The sequence below is a fragment of the Paenibacillus kribbensis genome (assembly GCF_002240415.1).
GTDB lineage: Bacteria > Bacillota > Bacilli > Paenibacillales > Paenibacillaceae > Paenibacillus > Paenibacillus kribbensis.
In genome coordinates, this window is the sequence record NZ_CP020028.1 from 396,120 (window position 1) to 414,555 (window position 18,436).

Annotated in this window: 10 protein-coding genes; 7 read left to right on the forward strand and 3 right to left on the reverse strand. The window is 48.2% G+C overall.

All coding sequences use genetic code 11. The features are described from left to right. Positions 1 to 252 precede the first annotated feature (252 nt). From B4V02_RS01775 to B4V02_RS01790, 4 genes are all read left to right on the forward strand, one after another. The gene (locus tag B4V02_RS01775; RefSeq protein ID WP_094153558.1) at positions 253 to 1,098 is read left to right on the forward strand and encodes a formate/nitrite transporter family protein; all 846 of its coding nucleotides are present in this window, start codon (positions 253 to 255) and stop codon (positions 1,096 to 1,098) included. A gap of 357 nt (positions 1,099 to 1,455) precedes the next feature. Continuing rightward, positions 1,456 to 3,588 carry a molybdopterin-containing oxidoreductase family protein gene (locus B4V02_RS01780; protein ID WP_094153559.1) on the forward strand — a complete coding sequence of 711 codons (2,133 nt, stop codon included), beginning with the start codon at positions 1,456 to 1,458 and terminating at the stop codon, positions 3,586 to 3,588. A gap of 46 nt (positions 3,589 to 3,634) precedes the next feature. After that, entirely contained in the window at positions 3,635 to 4,882 is a 1,248-nt protein-coding gene (locus B4V02_RS01785) for an MFS transporter (RefSeq protein ID WP_094153560.1), read from the forward strand. A 104-nt stretch (positions 4,883 to 4,986) separates the two neighbouring features. Beyond that, a complete protein-coding gene (locus tag B4V02_RS01790) occupies positions 4,987 to 5,481 on the forward strand; it encodes a GNAT family N-acetyltransferase (protein ID WP_007432791.1) in 495 nt (164 codons plus the stop codon). Between the two features lie 100 nt (positions 5,482 to 5,581). Here the strand turns inward: B4V02_RS01790 and B4V02_RS01795 are convergent, their stop codons facing one another. Both B4V02_RS01795 and B4V02_RS01800 read right to left on the reverse strand, forming a co-directional pair. Further along, positions 5,582 to 6,130 carry a GNAT family N-acetyltransferase gene (locus B4V02_RS01795; protein WP_007432790.1) on the reverse strand — a complete coding sequence of 183 codons (549 nt, stop codon included), beginning with the start codon at positions 6,128 to 6,130 and terminating at the stop codon, positions 5,582 to 5,584. 84 nt (positions 6,131 to 6,214) lie between these two features. Next, a complete protein-coding gene (locus B4V02_RS01800) occupies positions 6,215 to 6,943 on the reverse strand; it encodes a copper amine oxidase (protein WP_094153561.1) in 729 nt (242 codons plus the stop codon). A gap of 207 nt (positions 6,944 to 7,150) precedes the next feature. Here B4V02_RS01800 and B4V02_RS01805 point away from each other — a divergent pair, with 207 nt between their 5' ends. Next, on the forward strand, positions 7,151 to 8,830 hold the full coding sequence (locus tag B4V02_RS01805; protein WP_007432788.1) for a glutamine--tRNA ligase/YqeY domain fusion protein: 1,680 nt from the start codon (positions 7,151 to 7,153) through the stop codon (positions 8,828 to 8,830). A 146-nt stretch (positions 8,831 to 8,976) separates the two neighbouring features. On the opposite strand, the gene B4V02_RS01810 is transcribed toward B4V02_RS01805, so the two are convergent. Further along, positions 8,977 to 10,200 (reverse strand): MFS transporter, encoded by a 1,224-nt coding sequence (locus tag B4V02_RS01810; RefSeq protein ID WP_043891366.1) that lies wholly within the window; start codon positions 10,198 to 10,200, stop codon positions 8,977 to 8,979. Between the two features lie 513 nt (positions 10,201 to 10,713). On the opposite strand from B4V02_RS01810, the gene B4V02_RS01815 reads away from it, so the two are divergent. Both B4V02_RS01815 and B4V02_RS01820 read left to right on the forward strand, forming a co-directional pair. Beyond that, positions 10,714 to 12,537 carry a motility associated factor glycosyltransferase family protein gene (locus B4V02_RS01815; RefSeq protein ID WP_094153562.1) on the forward strand — a complete coding sequence of 608 codons (1,824 nt, stop codon included), beginning with the start codon at positions 10,714 to 10,716 and terminating at the stop codon, positions 12,535 to 12,537. 17 nt (positions 12,538 to 12,554) lie between these two features. Further along, entirely contained in the window at positions 12,555 to 18,293 is a 5,739-nt protein-coding gene (locus tag B4V02_RS01820) for an Ig-like domain-containing protein (protein ID WP_094153563.1), read from the forward strand. Positions 18,294 to 18,436: the final 143 nt, after the last annotated feature.

Sequence of the window (18,436 nt, forward strand, 5' to 3'; positions counted from 1 at the left end):
TAGTTGTGGCGGCAATCGGTCTCGGTGGAGTTCTTTGGTTCTTGGGAGCAGTTGAAAAGGAAGAATATAATTAATTATAAGTGCTTAGTGGCGCGGTAGACGCATTAATACACGAAAAACAGTCCTTGATCCAAGGGCTGTTTTTTTTAATAACCACAAAAGTGATTTTTTTCACAAACTTAATCACTGATTTTAAATAAAATATGAAAAGAAGAATATAAGAGTAAAAAGATGTTAAAGGAGCGGGAACATATGGCAAGCTATAAACCGGGGCAAATTGCCGAAAAGACGGTGGAAACAGGAGTAGCCAAAGCGAACAACCCGTGGACTGTGTCAGTGGTATTGGGATTTTTGGCAGGCGCATTCATTGCACTCGGGTTTTTGCTGGATATACGTGTTATTGCAAGCGCACCTAAGGAATGGGGGAGTATTGCTACCTTTATAGGAGCCGCTGTGTTCCCTGTAGGACTGGTATTAGTATTGATCGCCGGCGGAGAATTGCTGACCGGCAATATGATGGCTGTCCCTTTGGCGAGATGGGCAGGACGGATTAAGACTGGCGCCATGCTTCGTAATCTGGTCATTATTACGCTCAGTAATTTTGTCGGTGCGTTATTTGTTGCATTTTTCTTCGGCCATGTGCTGGGTCTGACAGAAGCGGGCCCTTATTTGGACAAAGTAGTGGATATGGCAGGTCATAAGCTGCATGATAGCTTTTTGCAATCGTTTATATCTGGTATCGGATGTAACTGGCTGGTAGCGCTGGCTGTATGGCTGGCATATAGCACGGATTCAATAGGTGGAAAAATTATGGGGATTTGGTTCCCTACCATGGCCTTTGTTGCTATCGGCTTTCAGCACGTTGTGGCCAATATGTTTCTCATTCCGGCGGCTATCTTTGCAGGCCATTTTTCATGGGCAGATTATATCATGAATTTTATTCCGGTCTGGCTGGGGAATTTGGTTGGAGGAAGCCTGTTTGTGGCTGGGGCTTACTGGTTAGCCTATTTGAAAAAGCCGCATTCCGATGCACATCCAGTGAGCGGAACTCAGACTACTTCTTCGGTTGCTCCCAATCCGTTGAGTGATCGCGCTTGATTAGTTACTGTTGACAGAATCGAACAAAACAAATCCGCCATGACAGGTCCGGGGGAACGAAACCTGTCATGGCGGATTTGTTTGGGAGTGGTCCATGATTTGGCATGGAGGATGAGTGTGCTCTCGTCCATAATGCCTTGATCTCTTTTACCCTTGGTAAGCAATGATGAAACAGGCTATAAAAAATAATTGTGATTTTTTCGAAAATCCGTTTTGCTCTATGCAGCAGGCGGATTTTTTGGCTCTTTCGGTCGGAAGCTGCTTGGCAAAATCCTTCTCTTGCCATAGCTCATAGCTGTAGATATGATAAGTACAGTGTAATTTTTGGAAACGGTAACGGAAAGGAGCATCAACATCATGGACTATCGCAACAGCGCGCCTTCTGAGGCTACGCTTCAACTAGACTTACAAAGGGGGCAGCAGATGACGGAGCAGGCCGATGGTATTTTTCCGGCTGTGTGTCCGCTAGATTGCCCAGATACGTGCGGGCTCCTGCTTCACAAGGAAAATGGAAAAATTGTCAAGGTAACTGGCAACCCGGATCATCCTATAACAAAAGGGGCTATTTGTAATAAAGTTCGCAATATGACGGAGCGGGTATATGACCCTGAGCGTGTGCTCTATCCGCTGAAGCGTGTAGGCCCCAAAGGAGCAGGGAAATTTGAACGAATTAGCTGGGAAGAGGCAGTCGATACCATTACGGGTCGGTTCAAGGAGCTGATTCGTACGGACGGCCCGGAATCCATACTCCCCTACAGCTTTTATGGCAATATGGGCGTATTGAGTGTGGACGGAATGGATCGCCGTTTTTTCAATGCGCTGGGCTCTAGCCAGCTGGATCAGACGATTTGCAGCGTAGCCGGGAATGAAGGCTGGGCATCTGTCATGGGTTTTAAAGGGGGCACCAGCCCGGAGGACACAGAGGATGCAGACCTGATTATTGTATGGGGTGGAAATGTCATCAGCACGAACATGCATCAGGTAGTATTGGCCGAGAAGGCGCGTAAAAAAGGCGCCAAGGTGGTTGTTATTGATGTTCACCGTAACCGGACGGCGCAATGGGCGGATTGGTTCATTCCTTTATACCCGGGAACGGATACGGCGCTCGCGTTGGGAATAATGAACGTGCTGTTCGAGCAAGGGCTAACGGACGATGAATTTTTACGCCGCTACACGGTAGGCCATGAGGAACTACGCGAGCATGTTAAGGCGTACACCCCGGAGCGGGTTGCGCGTATCACGGGTGTACCTGTAGCGGATATCATTCGCCTGGCGGAGATGTACGGGCAGGCGCGAGCGGCATATATCAATATCGGCAACGGGCTCCAGCATCATGATAACGGCGGCATGAATGTACGCGCGGTAACATGCCTGCCCGCGCTCACCGGACAATGGCTGAAGCACGGAGGAGGCGCATCGCGCTCCAATGGCGCTTATGCCAAATTTAACAGCGCCAATCTGGAGCGTCCGGATCTGCGCCGGAACCCGGATGCCCGGGTGATCAACATGAACCGGATCGGAGAAGCATTGCTGCAAAAGGATGCGCCAATCAAGGCGCTGTTTGTATATTGCAGCAATCCGGTGGTCGTAGCACCGAATACGGAACGGGTGACACAGGGGTTTGAACGGGAGGATCTATTCACGGTCGTGCATGACCTGTTCCTGACCGATACGGCCCGCTATGCGGATATTGTGCTGCCTGCGGCGTCTTCTTTTGAAGGTACAGACCTGTACAAATCCTACTGGCATCACTATGTCCAGATGCAGAGGCCAGTCATTGCTCCGCTCGGAGAAAGTAAAAGCAACTATGAGCTGTTTAGTCTGCTCGGACGAGCCATGGGCTTTGATGAAGCTGCATTTACGGAAAGTGAGGAAGACATGATCGTGGGCGCGCTGGATAACCCAACGAATCCTTATCTTAATGGTGTTACTTTAGAAGCTTTAAAAGAGTCGCCTTTTGTAAAGCTGGATATGTCGCCCAAAGCTGCTTATCTGGATCGTCTAACTACGCCCTCGGGCAAGATTGAGCTGTATTCGGAACGGATGAAGCAAATGGGTCTGCCCGCGATGCCTACGTATGTGCCGCTGATCGAAGGCTATGACGGAGAGCAGCGACCGCTAGCGGATGAGCGGTTTCCACTGATGTTTGTTTCGCCGCCAAATCATAATTTTCTCAATTCCACCTTCGCCAATTTGCCCAAGCATCAGCGATTGGAGCGGGAGCCTTTGCTGCAGATTCACCCGGAGGATGCTCAGACCAGAGACATCGTGGATGGGGATCTGGTTACCGTATGGAATGATCGGGGAACGTATGAGCTGAAAGCCAAAGTTACCGATCTGATGCTGCCCGGTACAGTGATTAGCCAAGGGCTATGGTGGAAAGGCAAGGGGCACAGACAGCGTGCCAATGCATTAACCTCTGATCGATTGTCAGATATGGGACAGGGGGCAACTTTCTTTTCAACGGTGGTGAATGTGAAGCGTCAATGAGCTTATGCCTTTTATGGCGTCAGATGTTAAAGGAGAAATAAAAGATATGAAATGGTTGGAATCTTATCCGAGAGAAGTAAAAGTATTTCTCGTCGCCAGCCTGATTAATTCCGCCGGAAGCTCCCTGATGTGGCCGCTGGTCAGCATGTACGTGTTTGACGAGCTGAACCGCAGCATGGGAGATGCGGGGATTGCGATTTTAGTGCAGTCCCTGGGTGGAATTTTTGGTCAGGTGCTGGGAGGAGCCCTGTATCACCGTATTGGAGCCAAGAAACTGATCGTCGGTTCACTGGCTATGAACGCGCTGGGACTCCTCACGCTTCCATTTACCAGTGGGCATTGGGTTGCGTTTGTCATCATGATGGGCTTTATCGGCTTTTTTAATGTGGTATCTGTGCCTGCCATTCAGGCCTTTGTAGGTTTTCGTTTCGCTGACCGTCGGGGTGAGCTGTTTAATATTATTTATGTCGCCAATAATATCGGAGTGGCCTTAGGGACGGGATTGAGCGGCGTTCTGGCGGATCTTTCCTATCAGCTCAGCTTTGTGATGAACGGGGTAACCTCGGCGGTATTTGCCGGATTTTTCTGGTCCTATCTTAGCAGGGTGGATCGGGAAGAGGGGGAAGTTCATCTCAGCAAGTCAGTGAGGAAAAGAGAGGAATCATCGGCGGGGCTGCTTTTTCGTGATACCAGACTGTATCTGTTTGTTGGCCTGGGGTCGCTTTTTTTATGGTTTGGCAATTCCATCTGGAATACGGGAGTATCTCCATTTATTATCGAGCAGGGCTTGCCTAAAACGATGTACGGGCTTTTGTGGACGTTGAATGGTATTCTTATTTTTGCTGCACAGCCGATTATTTTCTGGATAAAACGTCTGTATGCCCGGCATGCTTCAGCCCAAATGACATGGGCCGGAGGATTTTACCTGGTGGCTTATATTATCATGTTGGGTACGCAGAACTATGCGGGGATGATATTCGCTATGGTCCTGGCTACACTGGGAGAAATGCTGATTGCACCTGCAGTTCCGGCATTTCTGTCTGATCACGGAGGCCGAGGAGCGCCCTTTTACATCGGACTTGTGGGGGGCATTGGCGCAGCCGGACGGGTACTGGGGCCTTATATTATGGGAAGGCTGTATGATTTCGGTGGTTTACCGCCCGCACTTTGGCTGGCCATAGGCGTAGCGGTGTTGTCGATTTTGTTTTTTGTCCTGCATAGCTGGTTGAACCGTTCCCGGCATGATTTGGATGTTTTCGAAGCCGCTACCAAGGTGGATACTCCCAGTTCTTAAGTCCCAATAAAAGTTCAGTAATGAGCCGTGATTATGGTACAATAAGTGACGGATAGCTACAGTTATTGCTTCATGAAAGCCTTCACAGGAAGGATTGAAAGGAATTGTTTACAAGTCAACCCCTGACGATACGTCATTCGGAGATGAAGGATGCTCCTGATCTGATTGCCCTGGATGAATTAGTATGGAATGAACGAACGGCCCCTGCTTCACTGTCATGGAAGTCGCGCGGGGAGTTTTTACGCAATTCGCCTCCGGGTTCCCAACTGGTCGCCATTGAGCAGGGGGTGCTCTGCGGGTATGTCGGATTTCGTTCTCCAACACTGTTGGCTAGTAATCGCCATGTGCTGGAAATCAATATAGCCGTACATCCCGATTATCATCGTAAAGGTATTGGAACGGCGCTTATGAACTCCATGAAGGACATTGCTGCCGCTGAGGGCATACGCAAATTAAGTTTGCGGGTACTCTCCTGTAACACGGAAGCCCTTATGTTCTATGAAAAATGCGGTTTCGCGATCGAAGGGCGTCTGCATGAGGAGTTTTACATCGCAGGCCAATTTGTGGATGATGTGTTAATGGCTTATTTCTTAAAATAGGCCGGAGGCCGCGAGCAGCAACATTTGTTTTTCATGTCCTGCTCATAATAAACAGCGCCGCAGACTCTATAGACTGCGGCGCTGTTTGTATGGTGGAATGTTATCGAAGCTGTTTCCATTCCTTTTGGAGCATACCGTACACAGCGTGGTTCATGTAGCCGTCAGGCAGCAATTCTGCTTCACGTACAATGCCTTCGAGCACAAAGCCCAGACGTTCCGGAATACCGCGACTGCGGCGGTTCGTGGTTGCGCAGCGGATTTCGACCCGGTGCAAATCCAGCTCCATCAATGCATATTCGACGAATACGCGGCAGGCGCTGGTCATGAGGCCTTGTCCTTCGTAACCGTGTCCAAGCCAGTATCCAATGCTGACCGAACGGTGAGTCCAATTCATCCCATGGTAGCTGATAATGCCAGCAAGCTCGTTGTCCATCCAGATGCCGGCGGTCAGGCTGCCATTCTCTGCGGCTTGTTTCAGGGCGCTCTGTACGAACTGCTCAGTGTGGCTGATTTCCGTGGTAGAGTCTACCCATGGAAGCCATTGACGCAAGCGGTCACGGGACATTTCGATCAGCTCAAACAGAGGCTGCACATGCTCCTTGGTGAGCGGCCGAAGGACTGTGCGTTCGTCCAATGCGTATGTAAACATGATTGATCCCCTCTTTCACTCGGAAAATCGCTAAACCAGCCAGTCTAGCATGTAATCTCATGCTACCTTATTCTGCGAAAGTCGTCAAAATGGAGAGGAAGCTTCAAATTCTATAGGTCCCACCTGGAACCGCCCATGCTCGTATACATACTTCAGCTTCAAATCACCTACAAATTCGGTAGGCGATACACTGCCCGATACGACGGCTCTTAGAGAGGACTGTTCGGCATCGTACATCACGACAGAGCTGAAATCAAGCTGCTTCGTAAATTGGGAAGGATCATCGTAAAACGCTGACGTTTTTGGATTCATCTTGTATGTGGTGGCACCGTCAATCGTGACAGCGATATGCACCTGCTGGTTGTGGTCACGCAGCTCCACGACGCTCTGTACGCGACGGGACACGGCTTCTGCCGCTGATTCGACCACGTACTCCTCCATCGTCTGTGCGTTAACAATATGCAGTTCCTGCAATTCGATCCCTGTTCCCGAGGCACGTGTAATGATTACGACGGCTTCACGGACACCATCCCCGTTAACATCCTTGTAATATAACTGTGGTGCGGTGGAGATATCTGCCGAACCTGACCATCCAAATGTGTGGCGTTGCGGACCGATTTCCAGCACGGCTGAATGGAAAAGTCCTTGTGACGGATTCACAGCGTATAAATTCACGGATGAGTCTTCCGGAGCGACAGCTAACGGACGAGATTGCACAGGACGGGTCATCGGGCTTGATGAAGGATGTGCAGGTGTCATCACGGAAGAGGACAACAGCATAGACAGCAGGATTACGATAAGCAGCTTTAACACGGGTGGGTCTCCTTTTCCGGACAAATTAAAAGATATATACAATATAACGAATTTATTAACCGAAAATGTTAACTCTTTTTCATAACTTGCACCTTTTTTTGCTGTAGAGAGTATATGGATTTTCATTTTATTGAGTTATGTGTTGTGAAAGGGTATATTTAAGGGAACAGGTTTTACACAGATTATACGGAAGAAAGGTTGATTAGCGTGGAGAAGCCGATCACTCCCCCCAATTTTATTAAAAGTGTCATTGAAGAGGACCTACGAACGGGTAAGGTAAAGGAGGTTGTTACACGCTTTCCGCCTGAACCAAACGGATATTTGCACATTGGGCATGCCAAAGCCATCTGGATCAATTTCTCACTGGGAGATGAATTCGGAGGACGCACGAACCTGCGCTTCGACGATACCAATCCGGCGAAGGAAGACACGGAATACGTGAACTCCATTCAGGAGGATGTGAAGTGGCTTGGTTATGAATGGGAAGAAAAACATTATGCTTCCAATTATTTTGAAGAAATGTACAAACGCGCCATTCTGCTGATCCAAAAGGGGAAAGCCTATGTGGATGACCAAAGCGCCGACCAAATCCGCGAAACTCGCGGTACACTGACTGAACCCGGACAAAACAGCCCTTATCGCGATCGCAGTGTGGAAGAGAATCTCAAGCTGTTTGAAGAGATGCGTGCAGGTAAATATCAGAATGGTGAAAAGGTGCTGCGCGCCAAGATTGATATGACCTCGCCAAACATCAATTTGCGTGATCCGGTTATTTATCGTATTTCACATACAGCACATCACAATACAGGTGACACATGGTGCATCTACCCGATGTATTCCTATGCGCATCCGCTGGAGGATGCGATTGAGGGCGTGACCCACTCGCTCTGTTCGCTGGAGTTTGAGGATCAACGGCCATTGTACGACTGGGTTGTGGCTGAATGTGAGATGGAAAAGGTGCCTCATCAATACGAATTTGGACGGCTGAATTTGGCCCAAACGGTAACCAGCAAACGCAAACTGAAGCTTCTGGTAGATGAGAAGCATGTAGATGGCTGGGATGATCCACGTATGCCGACGATTTCAGGCTTGCGTCGTCGCGGCTATACGCCGGAGGCCATCCGCAATTTCGTTTACGAGACAGGCATTTCCAAAGCCTACGGAGTCATCGATTTGCAGGTGCTGGAGCATTTTGCACGTGAGGATTTGAAGCTCAAGGCACCTCGTACCATGGCAGTCATTGATCCGTTGAAGGTGGTTATTACCAACTATCCTGAGGGACAGGTTGAAATGTTGGAGGCGGAAAACAACACAGAAAATCCGGAGCTTGGCACACGCCAAATTCCGTTCTCTCGTGAAATTTATATTGAGCGTGAGGACTTTATGGAAAATCCGCCGAGCAAATACTTCCGTCTGTTCCCTGGTAATGAAGTACGTCTCAAACATGCTTATTTCATTAAATGCAACGATGTGATTAAGGATGCGGACGGAAATGTAACGGAAATTCACTGTACTTATGATGTAGAAACGAAGAGTGGATCAGGCTTTACTGGACGTAAAGTGAAGGGCACGATCCACTGGGTAGAGGCTACTCAGGCAGTTCCGGCGGAATTCCGCTTGTACGAGCCTTTGATTAATGCAGAGGAGCCAGAGGCAATGGAAGAGGACGGATCGGAGAAAACATTCCTTGATCAATTGAATCCGAAATCTTTGGAAATTGCTCACGGCTACGTGGAGCCAAACATGAAAGAGGCTCAAGCGCAGGACAAGTTCCAATTTTTCCGTCATGGTTATTTCAGTGTCGATCCGAAGCTGTCCAAGCCGGGCGAGCCTGTATTTAACCGTGTTGTATCGCTGAAAAGCTCTTTCCAATTGCCTAAGCAATAGGTGGTTGGAAAGGGTGGAACAAAAGGTAGTTTTGCCCGACCAAGTTAATAAAGGAGTCTGCCCGTAGGCAGACTCCTTTATTTTATGTGTACTTGCTCTTGATAAATGCTTGTTGACGATAGATATACCGTATTCCACTGGTGTTGCTAAAGGGACTCTTTTAGTCGTTTATGCTCGTCCGCGTGACAGGGCTGGTAGCCGTTCTTGTGCAGCATATACCACATGATGGCGAAACCCACAGAGCCAAGCAGGGCGAAGAAGACCCCTACATTGTACATCATTTCCCCACCGAAGTTCTGGAACAGCCAGCCTCCCGCAAAGCCTGCGACGATGCCGGAAATGCCGCTCCAGGTCAAGGTATATACAGCCTGCCCGGATGAACGGTAAGCAGTAGGAGTGAACAGGACGGTTAGCTGAGTACCTACATAAAAATATCCACCGAAGGTGATGCAGTGAAGTGTCTGAATGAATACGATCTGAATCGGGTCTGTGGCCAGGGCCATCAGTTCCCATCGTAAGGCAAACAGCAAGCTGACGAGGGCCAGACAGCCAACCATTACGGTCATTTTTTTCTTCAAGAAGCGATCAAATAGCAAAAAGACAATAACTTCGAATACCGATGACATAAAGACGGCAAAGCCAAGCATCAGTTTGGACCCGCCCAGCTCGGTGATGTACAAGGACATAAAGGCACTGTTGATCGAATTCGGGATGGAGACAAGGATCCCCAATAAAATAAAGGATATAAAGTAACCGTTCATCAAAATGCTGCCAAAGCCACGCAAATGAATGGCTGCTGTCTCCACAGTGCTTTTCAGTGGCGGGATCGTCAAGGTGCAGATCAGTGCAGCCAGTAGCAGTACCGTAAAGATGCTGGATATGCTGGATATTCCCATCTGGTCAACGAGCATGCCCGCAACTGCCGCAGTCACAGCCCAGCCGAAGGAGCCCCATATGCGAAACGAGCCGAATTTTCGGTCTGTGCCCTCAATGTAGCTGAGAATAAGACTGTTGCTTTGGGCGAATAAAGGGCTTTGGAAAAAATAAAAACCAATCATCGATACATAAATCATGACATACGTATGGACATGAAATAAAGCTTGCAGCAATAATAATGTACCAATAATCATAAATAGCAGTATGCGACGGAGGTTGCGGCTCCGGTCGCTTGTATATCCCCAAAAAGGGTTCGCGAATACGGATACAAAAGGTCCAATGGCCATCAGGCTCCCGATTTCAAGCTTATCCATGCCGATATCCTGCAAATACAATGGGAAGAAGCTGGAGAAAATGACCATAGCTCCATATAGAAAAAAGTTATACAGCTTTAGGGAATATAGAGAACTCTCTTGAATTTCTCTCTTTTGCAAGACAAGCCATTCCTTTCTTAGCCCGATAGAGAACTGCGCATCGATGCCGATCAGTGGGGAGGTTCTTTATTCCAATGTATCATGTGTTGAAAGGGTTAACAAACCAATAAATTAACAATTATGTAATATTTATTTGAGGGTACTAATTCAATAATAGTTTAAGCAAACTTAATGACTATTGCGTTATTTTGTTGGTTTTTAATTTTGGTGCTCCAAGGGGCGACATGTAGATGAACTACAGCGTTTGAGTCTATATATTGTTGTTCGAGCAGATGCTTGGTTGGTTACAAAATCTTTATTTATAAATAGGTTCTTAAGACCTAAAGTTTATACATAGAAAAGCCGATACATAATCCATAATCAGGGTGATTTAGGATTATTTTTTTTCTGATTTAAAATATAATGACGCAGATATTACATAAAATCAGAATACTATTCTCTATAAGGGGATATATGGGTTCATCTGACCTATATCGTTGGTTTTATGAGATATCGGGTGGAAAGGAATGAAAAATGGCATCGCAGCATCGTAGAGACAATTCCTTGTACCGCCGTTTTCCTCGGCTTCATCTGCTTCAGGCAGGAGAAGGATGTGAGTTGCTGGCTTCTAAAACCAACGAGCTCAGCATAGCGCTGACTCGTGAGGGACGATCATATTATTTGCATGATCCTGTGCAGCCTGGGCGGGAAGCGGAGCTATTTGTTTCTGGTTTTAAAGAAGTTAAACCCCAAGCGCACGTGATTTTTTTTGGAGTAGGACTAGGGTATCATATCCGAGAATTTTTGCGTAGACACCCAAATACCAGCTTCTCCATCGTCGAGCCGGATACGGGTGTGATGAATATTTTTTTGCAGCACCTGAATGAAAACGACTGGCTGGCTGATGAGATGATCGAAGAAGTTATGGTAGGAGCAATAACGGGGGGGACGCTTGGTACACTGCATAGGTTGATTGACCGTGTATCTGGAGTGCTGGTTGTTCCGTGGCTCCCGTACGGCTCTCTATTTACTGCGGAACTGAAGAAGTTTAATGAAATATTGTACAGGATGGTCTCTAACAAGAAGGACAAAATGGCTATCAATAACGTGTACGAAAAAAAATGGGCGTTAAACAGTATTCATAATCTCCCTTTTATTTTACATAGTTCAGATTTTCTGCACACGGGATCAGAGCATATTGAGGGTAAGCCAGTCTTGATTATATCTGCTGGTCCTTCGCTTAACGACGAAATTGAGCACCTTCGTCATATTCGTGAGAATAATCTTGCGTACCTGTTTACGGTTGGGTCGGCAGTGAACACGCTGGTGGAGCATGGCATTTATCCGCACGGCACATTCAGTTATGACCCGAACGAATACAACGTAAATGTAATTCAAAAAGTGATCGACAAGGGAATTGATTCTATTCCACTCATTTTCGGCAGTACGGTCGGCAAACACACACTCGATGATTATCCAGGTCGTCTTATGCATATCATCATCTCTCAGGATGAGCTCTCCATGGACATATTGCGCACACCGGAGGGACATAAACCGACGATTATTAACGATGCTCCTTCTGTAGCGGTCATTGCACTCCAGTGTATGATCCGGATGAAAGCAGACCCTATTGTGCTGGTGGGGCAAAATTTAGCTTATCGTGATGAGCAATATTATGCTGAGGGGATTACCAATTCTCAAGGAATTCCGGTTAGTGTCAATTCACCGCGTGTTGAGGGTGTCCATGGCCAACAGGTTGTGACAAATCATTCTTTTATTAAAATGAAAACGGAAATGGAATTTTACATCAATATAGCGAGAGAGACTAAATTTATTAACACAACACGTGAGGGTGCTGTTATTAAGGGAACATCTTTTCAGAACTTGGAAGAGCTAATCCGAGCGCGGTTAAAAGGTTCGATTGAGGATTCATGGCTGCAAACCAGCAGCAATCCGGAGTATGATCCTCATTTTCTGAAGTCACGCATTGAAAAGCTTCAGAGGGATGAAGAGGTCTTTCAAAAAAATATGGAACAGATTCACCACGCTCTGCTCGACATTAAACAAAAGCTCAGTTTGAAGCAGGCCAACATGCTGAACGTGTCCTTCGGGCAGTTTGACGAATTGTTTGCATCATTATTGAAAAATGATTTCTTCAAAATATATGTTCTGCCTCGCCATCGTATGCGGTATGAGTTTTTGTACAGTAAAATGGACGCCATTCGGAGCAGCAGGAATCCTCTGATCAGAGGGGAGCAAATTTTGCTGTACTTCGGGGATTTCATATGGAAATGCCAGCAAGATTATATGGAAATCATGAGTGAAATCCATGAATTTCACTGTTCCATTCATACCTAAATAAAAGGAGCACATATATGAGCAAGAAAAAAAGAAATAAGAATCATGTAAACCGAATAATTAAGGCAAGTGTACTGACAACACAGGTATTTAACCTAGCCAACCCTTATATGACAGCGACGTTTGCGGCGGAGAGTCCTAACAGTGAAATCATAGAAAATGCAGATATGTCGGATGGATTCTCCACGAGTGTTTCTCCACTAAGTGTGGCTTCATCGGTCTATATGCAGGCGAAAATGGAAGAGCCTCCTCACTATACCTGGCTTTCACCTCAGGAAAGCGGCGTTTCTTTGTCCGCAAATCTGTCCATGTTGTTTAGCGAAGATGTAGAACTGGGCGCAGGCCATCTTATCGTGCATCAGTGGGGTGGAACCGAGGTAGGACGGATCGACGTGAGTGGAGGAACGGTTGCAGGAGGTACGATACAAATCAGTGGTCAGTCCGTGTCGATGAAGCTGGACCATCCGTTGTCGGACAATACCCGGTACTATGTAGAAGTCAGCTCCGGCATGTTTGTAGATCGTGGAGGCCAGGGATCGAACGGCATCTGGGATGAGAGTACCTGGAACTTCGTGACAGCGGATGAGACGGCACCGAAGCTGGTGTCGAAGTTACCGGAAGATCTTTATTTAAGTGGTGTGAGTCTAGGACAAGCGTACTTTGAGATGGAATTCAATGAGCCAGTGAGATGGGATCGCGGTTATGTAAGACTGCACGAAGCCTCGGGAGGAGCCGTGGTTCGTGAGCTGTGGATATCTGGACAAGGGAATTCGAACTGGACAGCGTCAGGAGAAAAGAATATAGCGTCCTTTACACTATCCGGTGGACTGAAAGAAGGGAAACCTTATTATGTAGAAATCACCTCGGGAACACTGACAGATATGGCGATGAACCCGTATGGAGGAATTCATACTCCGCAGGAATGGACATTCCGCACGGGAGATATGCAGCCGTATTATACGGACCTGTATCCGCGGGGAAGCGGTCAGAGGCTGACGCCGAGCTTGACCATGGTCTTCAGCGAAGAGATGAGGCTGGGAACGGGCCAACTCACCGTGCATCAGTGGGATGGAACGGAGGTAGGACGGATCGACGTGAGTGGAGGAACGGTTGCAGGAGGCACGGTACAAATCAGTGGTCAGTCCGTGTCGATGAAGCTGGACCATCCGTTGTCGGACAATACCCGGTACTATGTAGAAGTCAGCTCCGGCATGTTTGTAGATCGTGGAGGCCAGGGGTCGAACAGCGTTTGGGACAAGAGTCTGTGGAATTTCGTGACAGCAGAAGAGACGGCACCGAAGCTGGTGTCGAAGTCGCCGGAAGGACTTTATTTAAGTGGTGTGGGTCCAGGGAAAGCGTACTTTAACATGGAGTTCAACGAGCCGGTGAGATGGGATCGCGGGTATGTAAGACTGCACGAAGCCTCGGGAGGAGCCGTGGTTCGTGAACTGCGGGTATCTGGTGCAGGGGACTCGAACGGAACATATGAGGTGTCAGGCCAGAAGAAAATAGCACAATTTGTGCTATCGGGTGGACTGGAAGAAGGGAAACCTTATTATGTAGAAATCACCTCGGGAACACTGACAGATATGGCGATGAATCCATATGCAGGAATTCATACTCCGCAGGAATGGACATTCCGTACGGGAGATATGCAGCCGTATTATACGAACCTGTATCCGCAGGGAAGCGGTCAGAGGCTGACGCCGAGCTTGACCATGGTCTTCAGCGAAGAGATGAGGCTGGGAACGGGCCAACTCACCGTGCATCAGTGGGATGGAACCGAGGTAGGACGGATCGGCGTGAGTGGAGGAACGGTTGCAGGAGGCACGGTACAAATCAGCGGTCAGTCCGTGTCGATGAAGCTGGACCATCCGCTGGCAGACAATACCCGGTACTATGTAGAAGTCAGCTCCGGCATGTTTGTGGATCGTGGAGGCCAGGGATCGAACGGCATCTGGGATGAGAGTACCTGGAACTTCATGACAGCGGATGAGACGGCACCGAAGCTGGTGTCGAAGTCGCCGGAAGGACTTTATTTAAGTGGTGTGGGTCCAGGGAAAGCGTACTTTAACATGGAGTTCAACGAGTCAGTGAGATGGAATCACGGGTATGTAAGACTGCACGAAGCCTCGGGAGGAGCCGTGGTTCGTGAACTGCGGATATCTGGTGCAGGGGACTCGAACGGAACATATGAGGTGTCAGGCCAGAAGAAAATAGCACAATTTGTGCTATCGGGTGGACTGGAAGAAGGGAAACCTTATTATGTAGAAATCACCTCGGGAACACTGACAGATATGGCGATGAATCCATATGCAGGAATTCATACTCCGCAGGAATGGACATTCCGCACGGGAGATATGCAGCCGTATTATACGGACCTGTATCCGCGGGGAAGCGGTCAGAGGCTGACGCCGAGCTTGACCATGGTCTTCAGCGAAGAGATGAGGCTGGGAACGGGCCAACTCACCGTGCATCAGTGGGATGGAACGGAGGTAGGACGGATCGACGTGAGTGGAGGAACGGTTGCAGGAGGCACGATACAAATCAGTGGTCAGTCCGTGTCGATGAAGCTGGACCATCCGCTGGCAGACAATACCCGGTACTATGTAGAAGTCAGCTCCGGCATGTTTGTAGATCGTGGAGGCCAGGGGTCGAACAGCGTTTGGGACAAGAGTCTGTGGAATTTCGTGACAGCAGAAGAGACGGCACCGAAGCTGGTGTCGAAGTCGCCGGAAGGACTTTATTTAAGTGGTGTGGGTCCAGGGAAAGCGTACTTTAACATGGAGTTCAACGAGCCGGTGAGATGGGATCGCGGGTATGTAAGACTGCACGAAGCCTCGGGAGGAGCCGTGGTTCGTGAACTGCGGGTATCTGGTGCAGGGGACTCGAACGGAACATATGAGGTGTCAGGCCAGAAGAAAATAGCACAATTTGTGCTATCGGGTGGACTGGAAGAAGGGAAACCTTATTATGTAGAAATCACCTCGGGAACACTGACAGATATGGCGATGAATCCATATGCAGGAATTCATACTCCGCAGGAATGGACATTCCGTACGGGAGATATGCAGCCGTATTATACGAACCTGTATCCGCAGGGAAGCGGTCAGAGGCTGACGCCGAGCTTGACCATGGTCTTCAGCGAAGAGATGAGGCTGGGAACGGGCCAACTCACCGTGCATCAGTGGGATGGAACCGAGGTAGGACGGATCGGCGTGAGTGGAGGAACGGTTGCAGGAGGCACGGTACAAATCAGCGGTCAGTCCGTGTCGATGAAGCTGGACCATCCGCTGGCAGACAATACCCGGTACTATGTAGAAGTCAGCTCCGGCATGTTTGTGGATCGTGGAGGCCAGGGATCGAACGGCATCTGGGATGAGAGTACCTGGAACTTCATGACAGCGGATGAGACGGCACCGAAGCTGGTGTCGAAGTCGCCGGAAGGACTTTATTTAAGTGGTGTGGGTCCAGGGAAAGCGTACTTTAACATGGAGTTCAACGAGTCAGTGAGATGGAATCACGGGTATGTAAGACTGCACGAAGCCTCGGGAGGAGCCGTGGTTCGTGAACTGCGGATATCTGGTGCAGGGGACTCGAACGGAACATATGAGGTGTCAGGCCAGAAGAAAATAGCACAATTTGTGCTATCGGGTGGACTGGAAGAAGGGAAACCTTATTATGTAGAAATCACCTCGGGAACACTGACAGATATGGCGATGAATCCATATGCAGGAATTCATACTCCGCAGGAATGGACATTCCGCACGGGAGATATGCAGCCGTATTATACGGACCTGTATCCGCAGGGAAGCGGTCAGAGGCTGACGCCGAGCTTGACCATGGTCTTCAGCGAAGAGATGAGGCTGGGAACGGGCCAACTCACCGTGCATCAGTGGGATGGAACGGAGGTAGGACGGATCGACGTGAGTGGAGGAACGGTTGCAGGAGGCACGATACAAATCAGTGGTCAGTCCGTGTCGATGAAGCTGGACCATCCGCTGGCAGACAATACCCGGTACTATGTAGAAGTCAGCTCCGGCATGTTTGTAGATCGTGGAGGCCAGGGATCGAACGGCATCTGGGATGAGAGTACCTGGAACTTCGTGACAGCGGATGAGACGGCACCGAAGCTGGTGTCGAAGTTACCGGAAGATCTTTATTTAAGTGGTGTGAGTCTAGGACAAGCGTACTTTGAGATGGAATTCAATGAGCCGGTGAGATGGGATCGCGGTTATGTAAGACTGCACGAAGCCTCGGGAGGAGCCGTGGTTCGTGAGCTGTGGATATCTGGACAAGGGAATTCGAACTGGACAGCGTCAGGAGAAAAGAATATAGCGTCCTTTACATTATCCGGTGGACTGAAAGAAGGGAAACCTTATTATGTAGAAATCACCTCGGGAGCACTAACAGATATGGCGATGAATCCATATGCGGGGATGCATACTCCAGAGGAATGGACATTCCGTACGGGAGATGAGCGCCCACATCGTTCCAAGAATAAAGAAATGCCTGATCAAAATACCTCGTCTGCGGCTTCACAAACGGAGTCTAAGACTGGTGTCGTATTAACAGGCGCTAAGACCGTAGCCGATAAGAGCAGTGCTATTCAACTTATCGGTTTGAATGAGGGAGAAGCCAGTCAAACGCTGAATGTTACAAATGTTGACCAGAAAGAGCTGGTAGTTGATGCTTCGGGATACAATAAAGCTGCAAAAGTGAGTATACCTTCCGCCTTTTTACAACAATACGCGAAAGAAAACACAAATCTGCCGATTAGCATACGAACAGCAGCAGCCCAGTTTACTCTTTCTACTGAACTGGTCGACAAATTAGTCTCATTATATCCAGAAGATAGTCTGACGGTTGAAATTTCATCGTTGACAGGCGAAAACGGTGCACAAGTAAGACAAGCTATTGCTGACACGGGCTTAGCGGGTGTTGTGGTAAACCCGGTTGATTTCAAGCTAATGGCCGGAAATCAAGAGATCACTGAATTTTTCGGGCATTATGTGGAACGGAAATTGATTCTGGATCATGAAGTTGATCCTGAGCATGTAGCGGCCGTATGGTTTGATCCTCAGACAGGTGTGCTATCATCTGTTCCCGTGTTGATACGGAATGTGAATGGACAAACGGAGGCAATCATCAAATCAAATCATAACAGCATTTATGCTGTAGTCTCAGCAGACAAAAAGTTTAAGGATCTAGAGAATCATTGGGCGCAAAAAGATGTGGAGATGCTGGCAAACAAGCTGATTGTCAAAGGTGTCCAGCCTGACATTTTTGAGCCAAATCGGGCTGTAACAAGAGCTGAATTTGTGGCATTGCTTGTGCGTGGGCTCGGTATGCAGGAGAAGCAGCTAACAGAACATTTTACAGATGTAAAAGAAGATGCCTGGTATGCCGGTAGTATTGGGGCTGCGATGGAAGCAGGTCTGATCCGTGGTTACGGAAATCAGTCATTTGGACCAGAAAAGGTGATTACGCGCGAGGAGATCGCAGTCATTACCGAAAAGGCTGTGCATTATGCTCAAGCTCTGGATGCCGGTTCTTCCAGTGAGAAGTATAAAGAGATGTACAGTGATGCTTCTACGGTTTCTCCTTGGGCCCAAGAGGCTATGGCGCAGGCCACAGAGCAAGGCTTGATCAAAGGCGTGTCTCCGGACCTGCTTGCTCCTAAACAGCAGGCAACACGGGTAGAAGCGACCTCGATATTAAAACGGTTTTTGCAACTTATTAAATTCACGAATTAGAAAATAAAGTTAAAAAACAATGAATTAGACGAATCAATACTCTTTTTTTGGCGATCCAGGTGGATCGCTATTTTTTTATGCTATATATAGATGCTATTATTAGAGCTATTCCTGTTTAAGTTTAAAGATAGATTTTGTCTAAG

Coding starts and splice junctions, on each gene's coding strand:
- B4V02_RS01775 (WP_094153558.1), top strand. CDS start 253: ATGGCAAGCTATAAACCGGGGCAAATTGCCGAAAAGACGGTGGAAACA.
- B4V02_RS01780 (WP_094153559.1), top strand. CDS start 1,456: ATGGACTATCGCAACAGCGCGCCTTCTGAGGCTACGCTTCAACTAGAC.
- B4V02_RS01785 (WP_094153560.1), top strand. CDS start 3,635: ATGAAATGGTTGGAATCTTATCCGAGAGAAGTAAAAGTATTTCTCGTC.
- B4V02_RS01795 (WP_007432790.1), bottom strand. CDS start 6,130: ATGTTTACATACGCATTGGACGAACGCACAGTCCTTCGGCCGCTCACC.
- B4V02_RS01815 (WP_094153562.1), top strand. CDS start 10,714: ATGGCATCGCAGCATCGTAGAGACAATTCCTTGTACCGCCGTTTTCCT.
- B4V02_RS01820 (WP_094153563.1), top strand. CDS start 12,555: ATGAGCAAGAAAAAAAGAAATAAGAATCATGTAAACCGAATAATTAAG.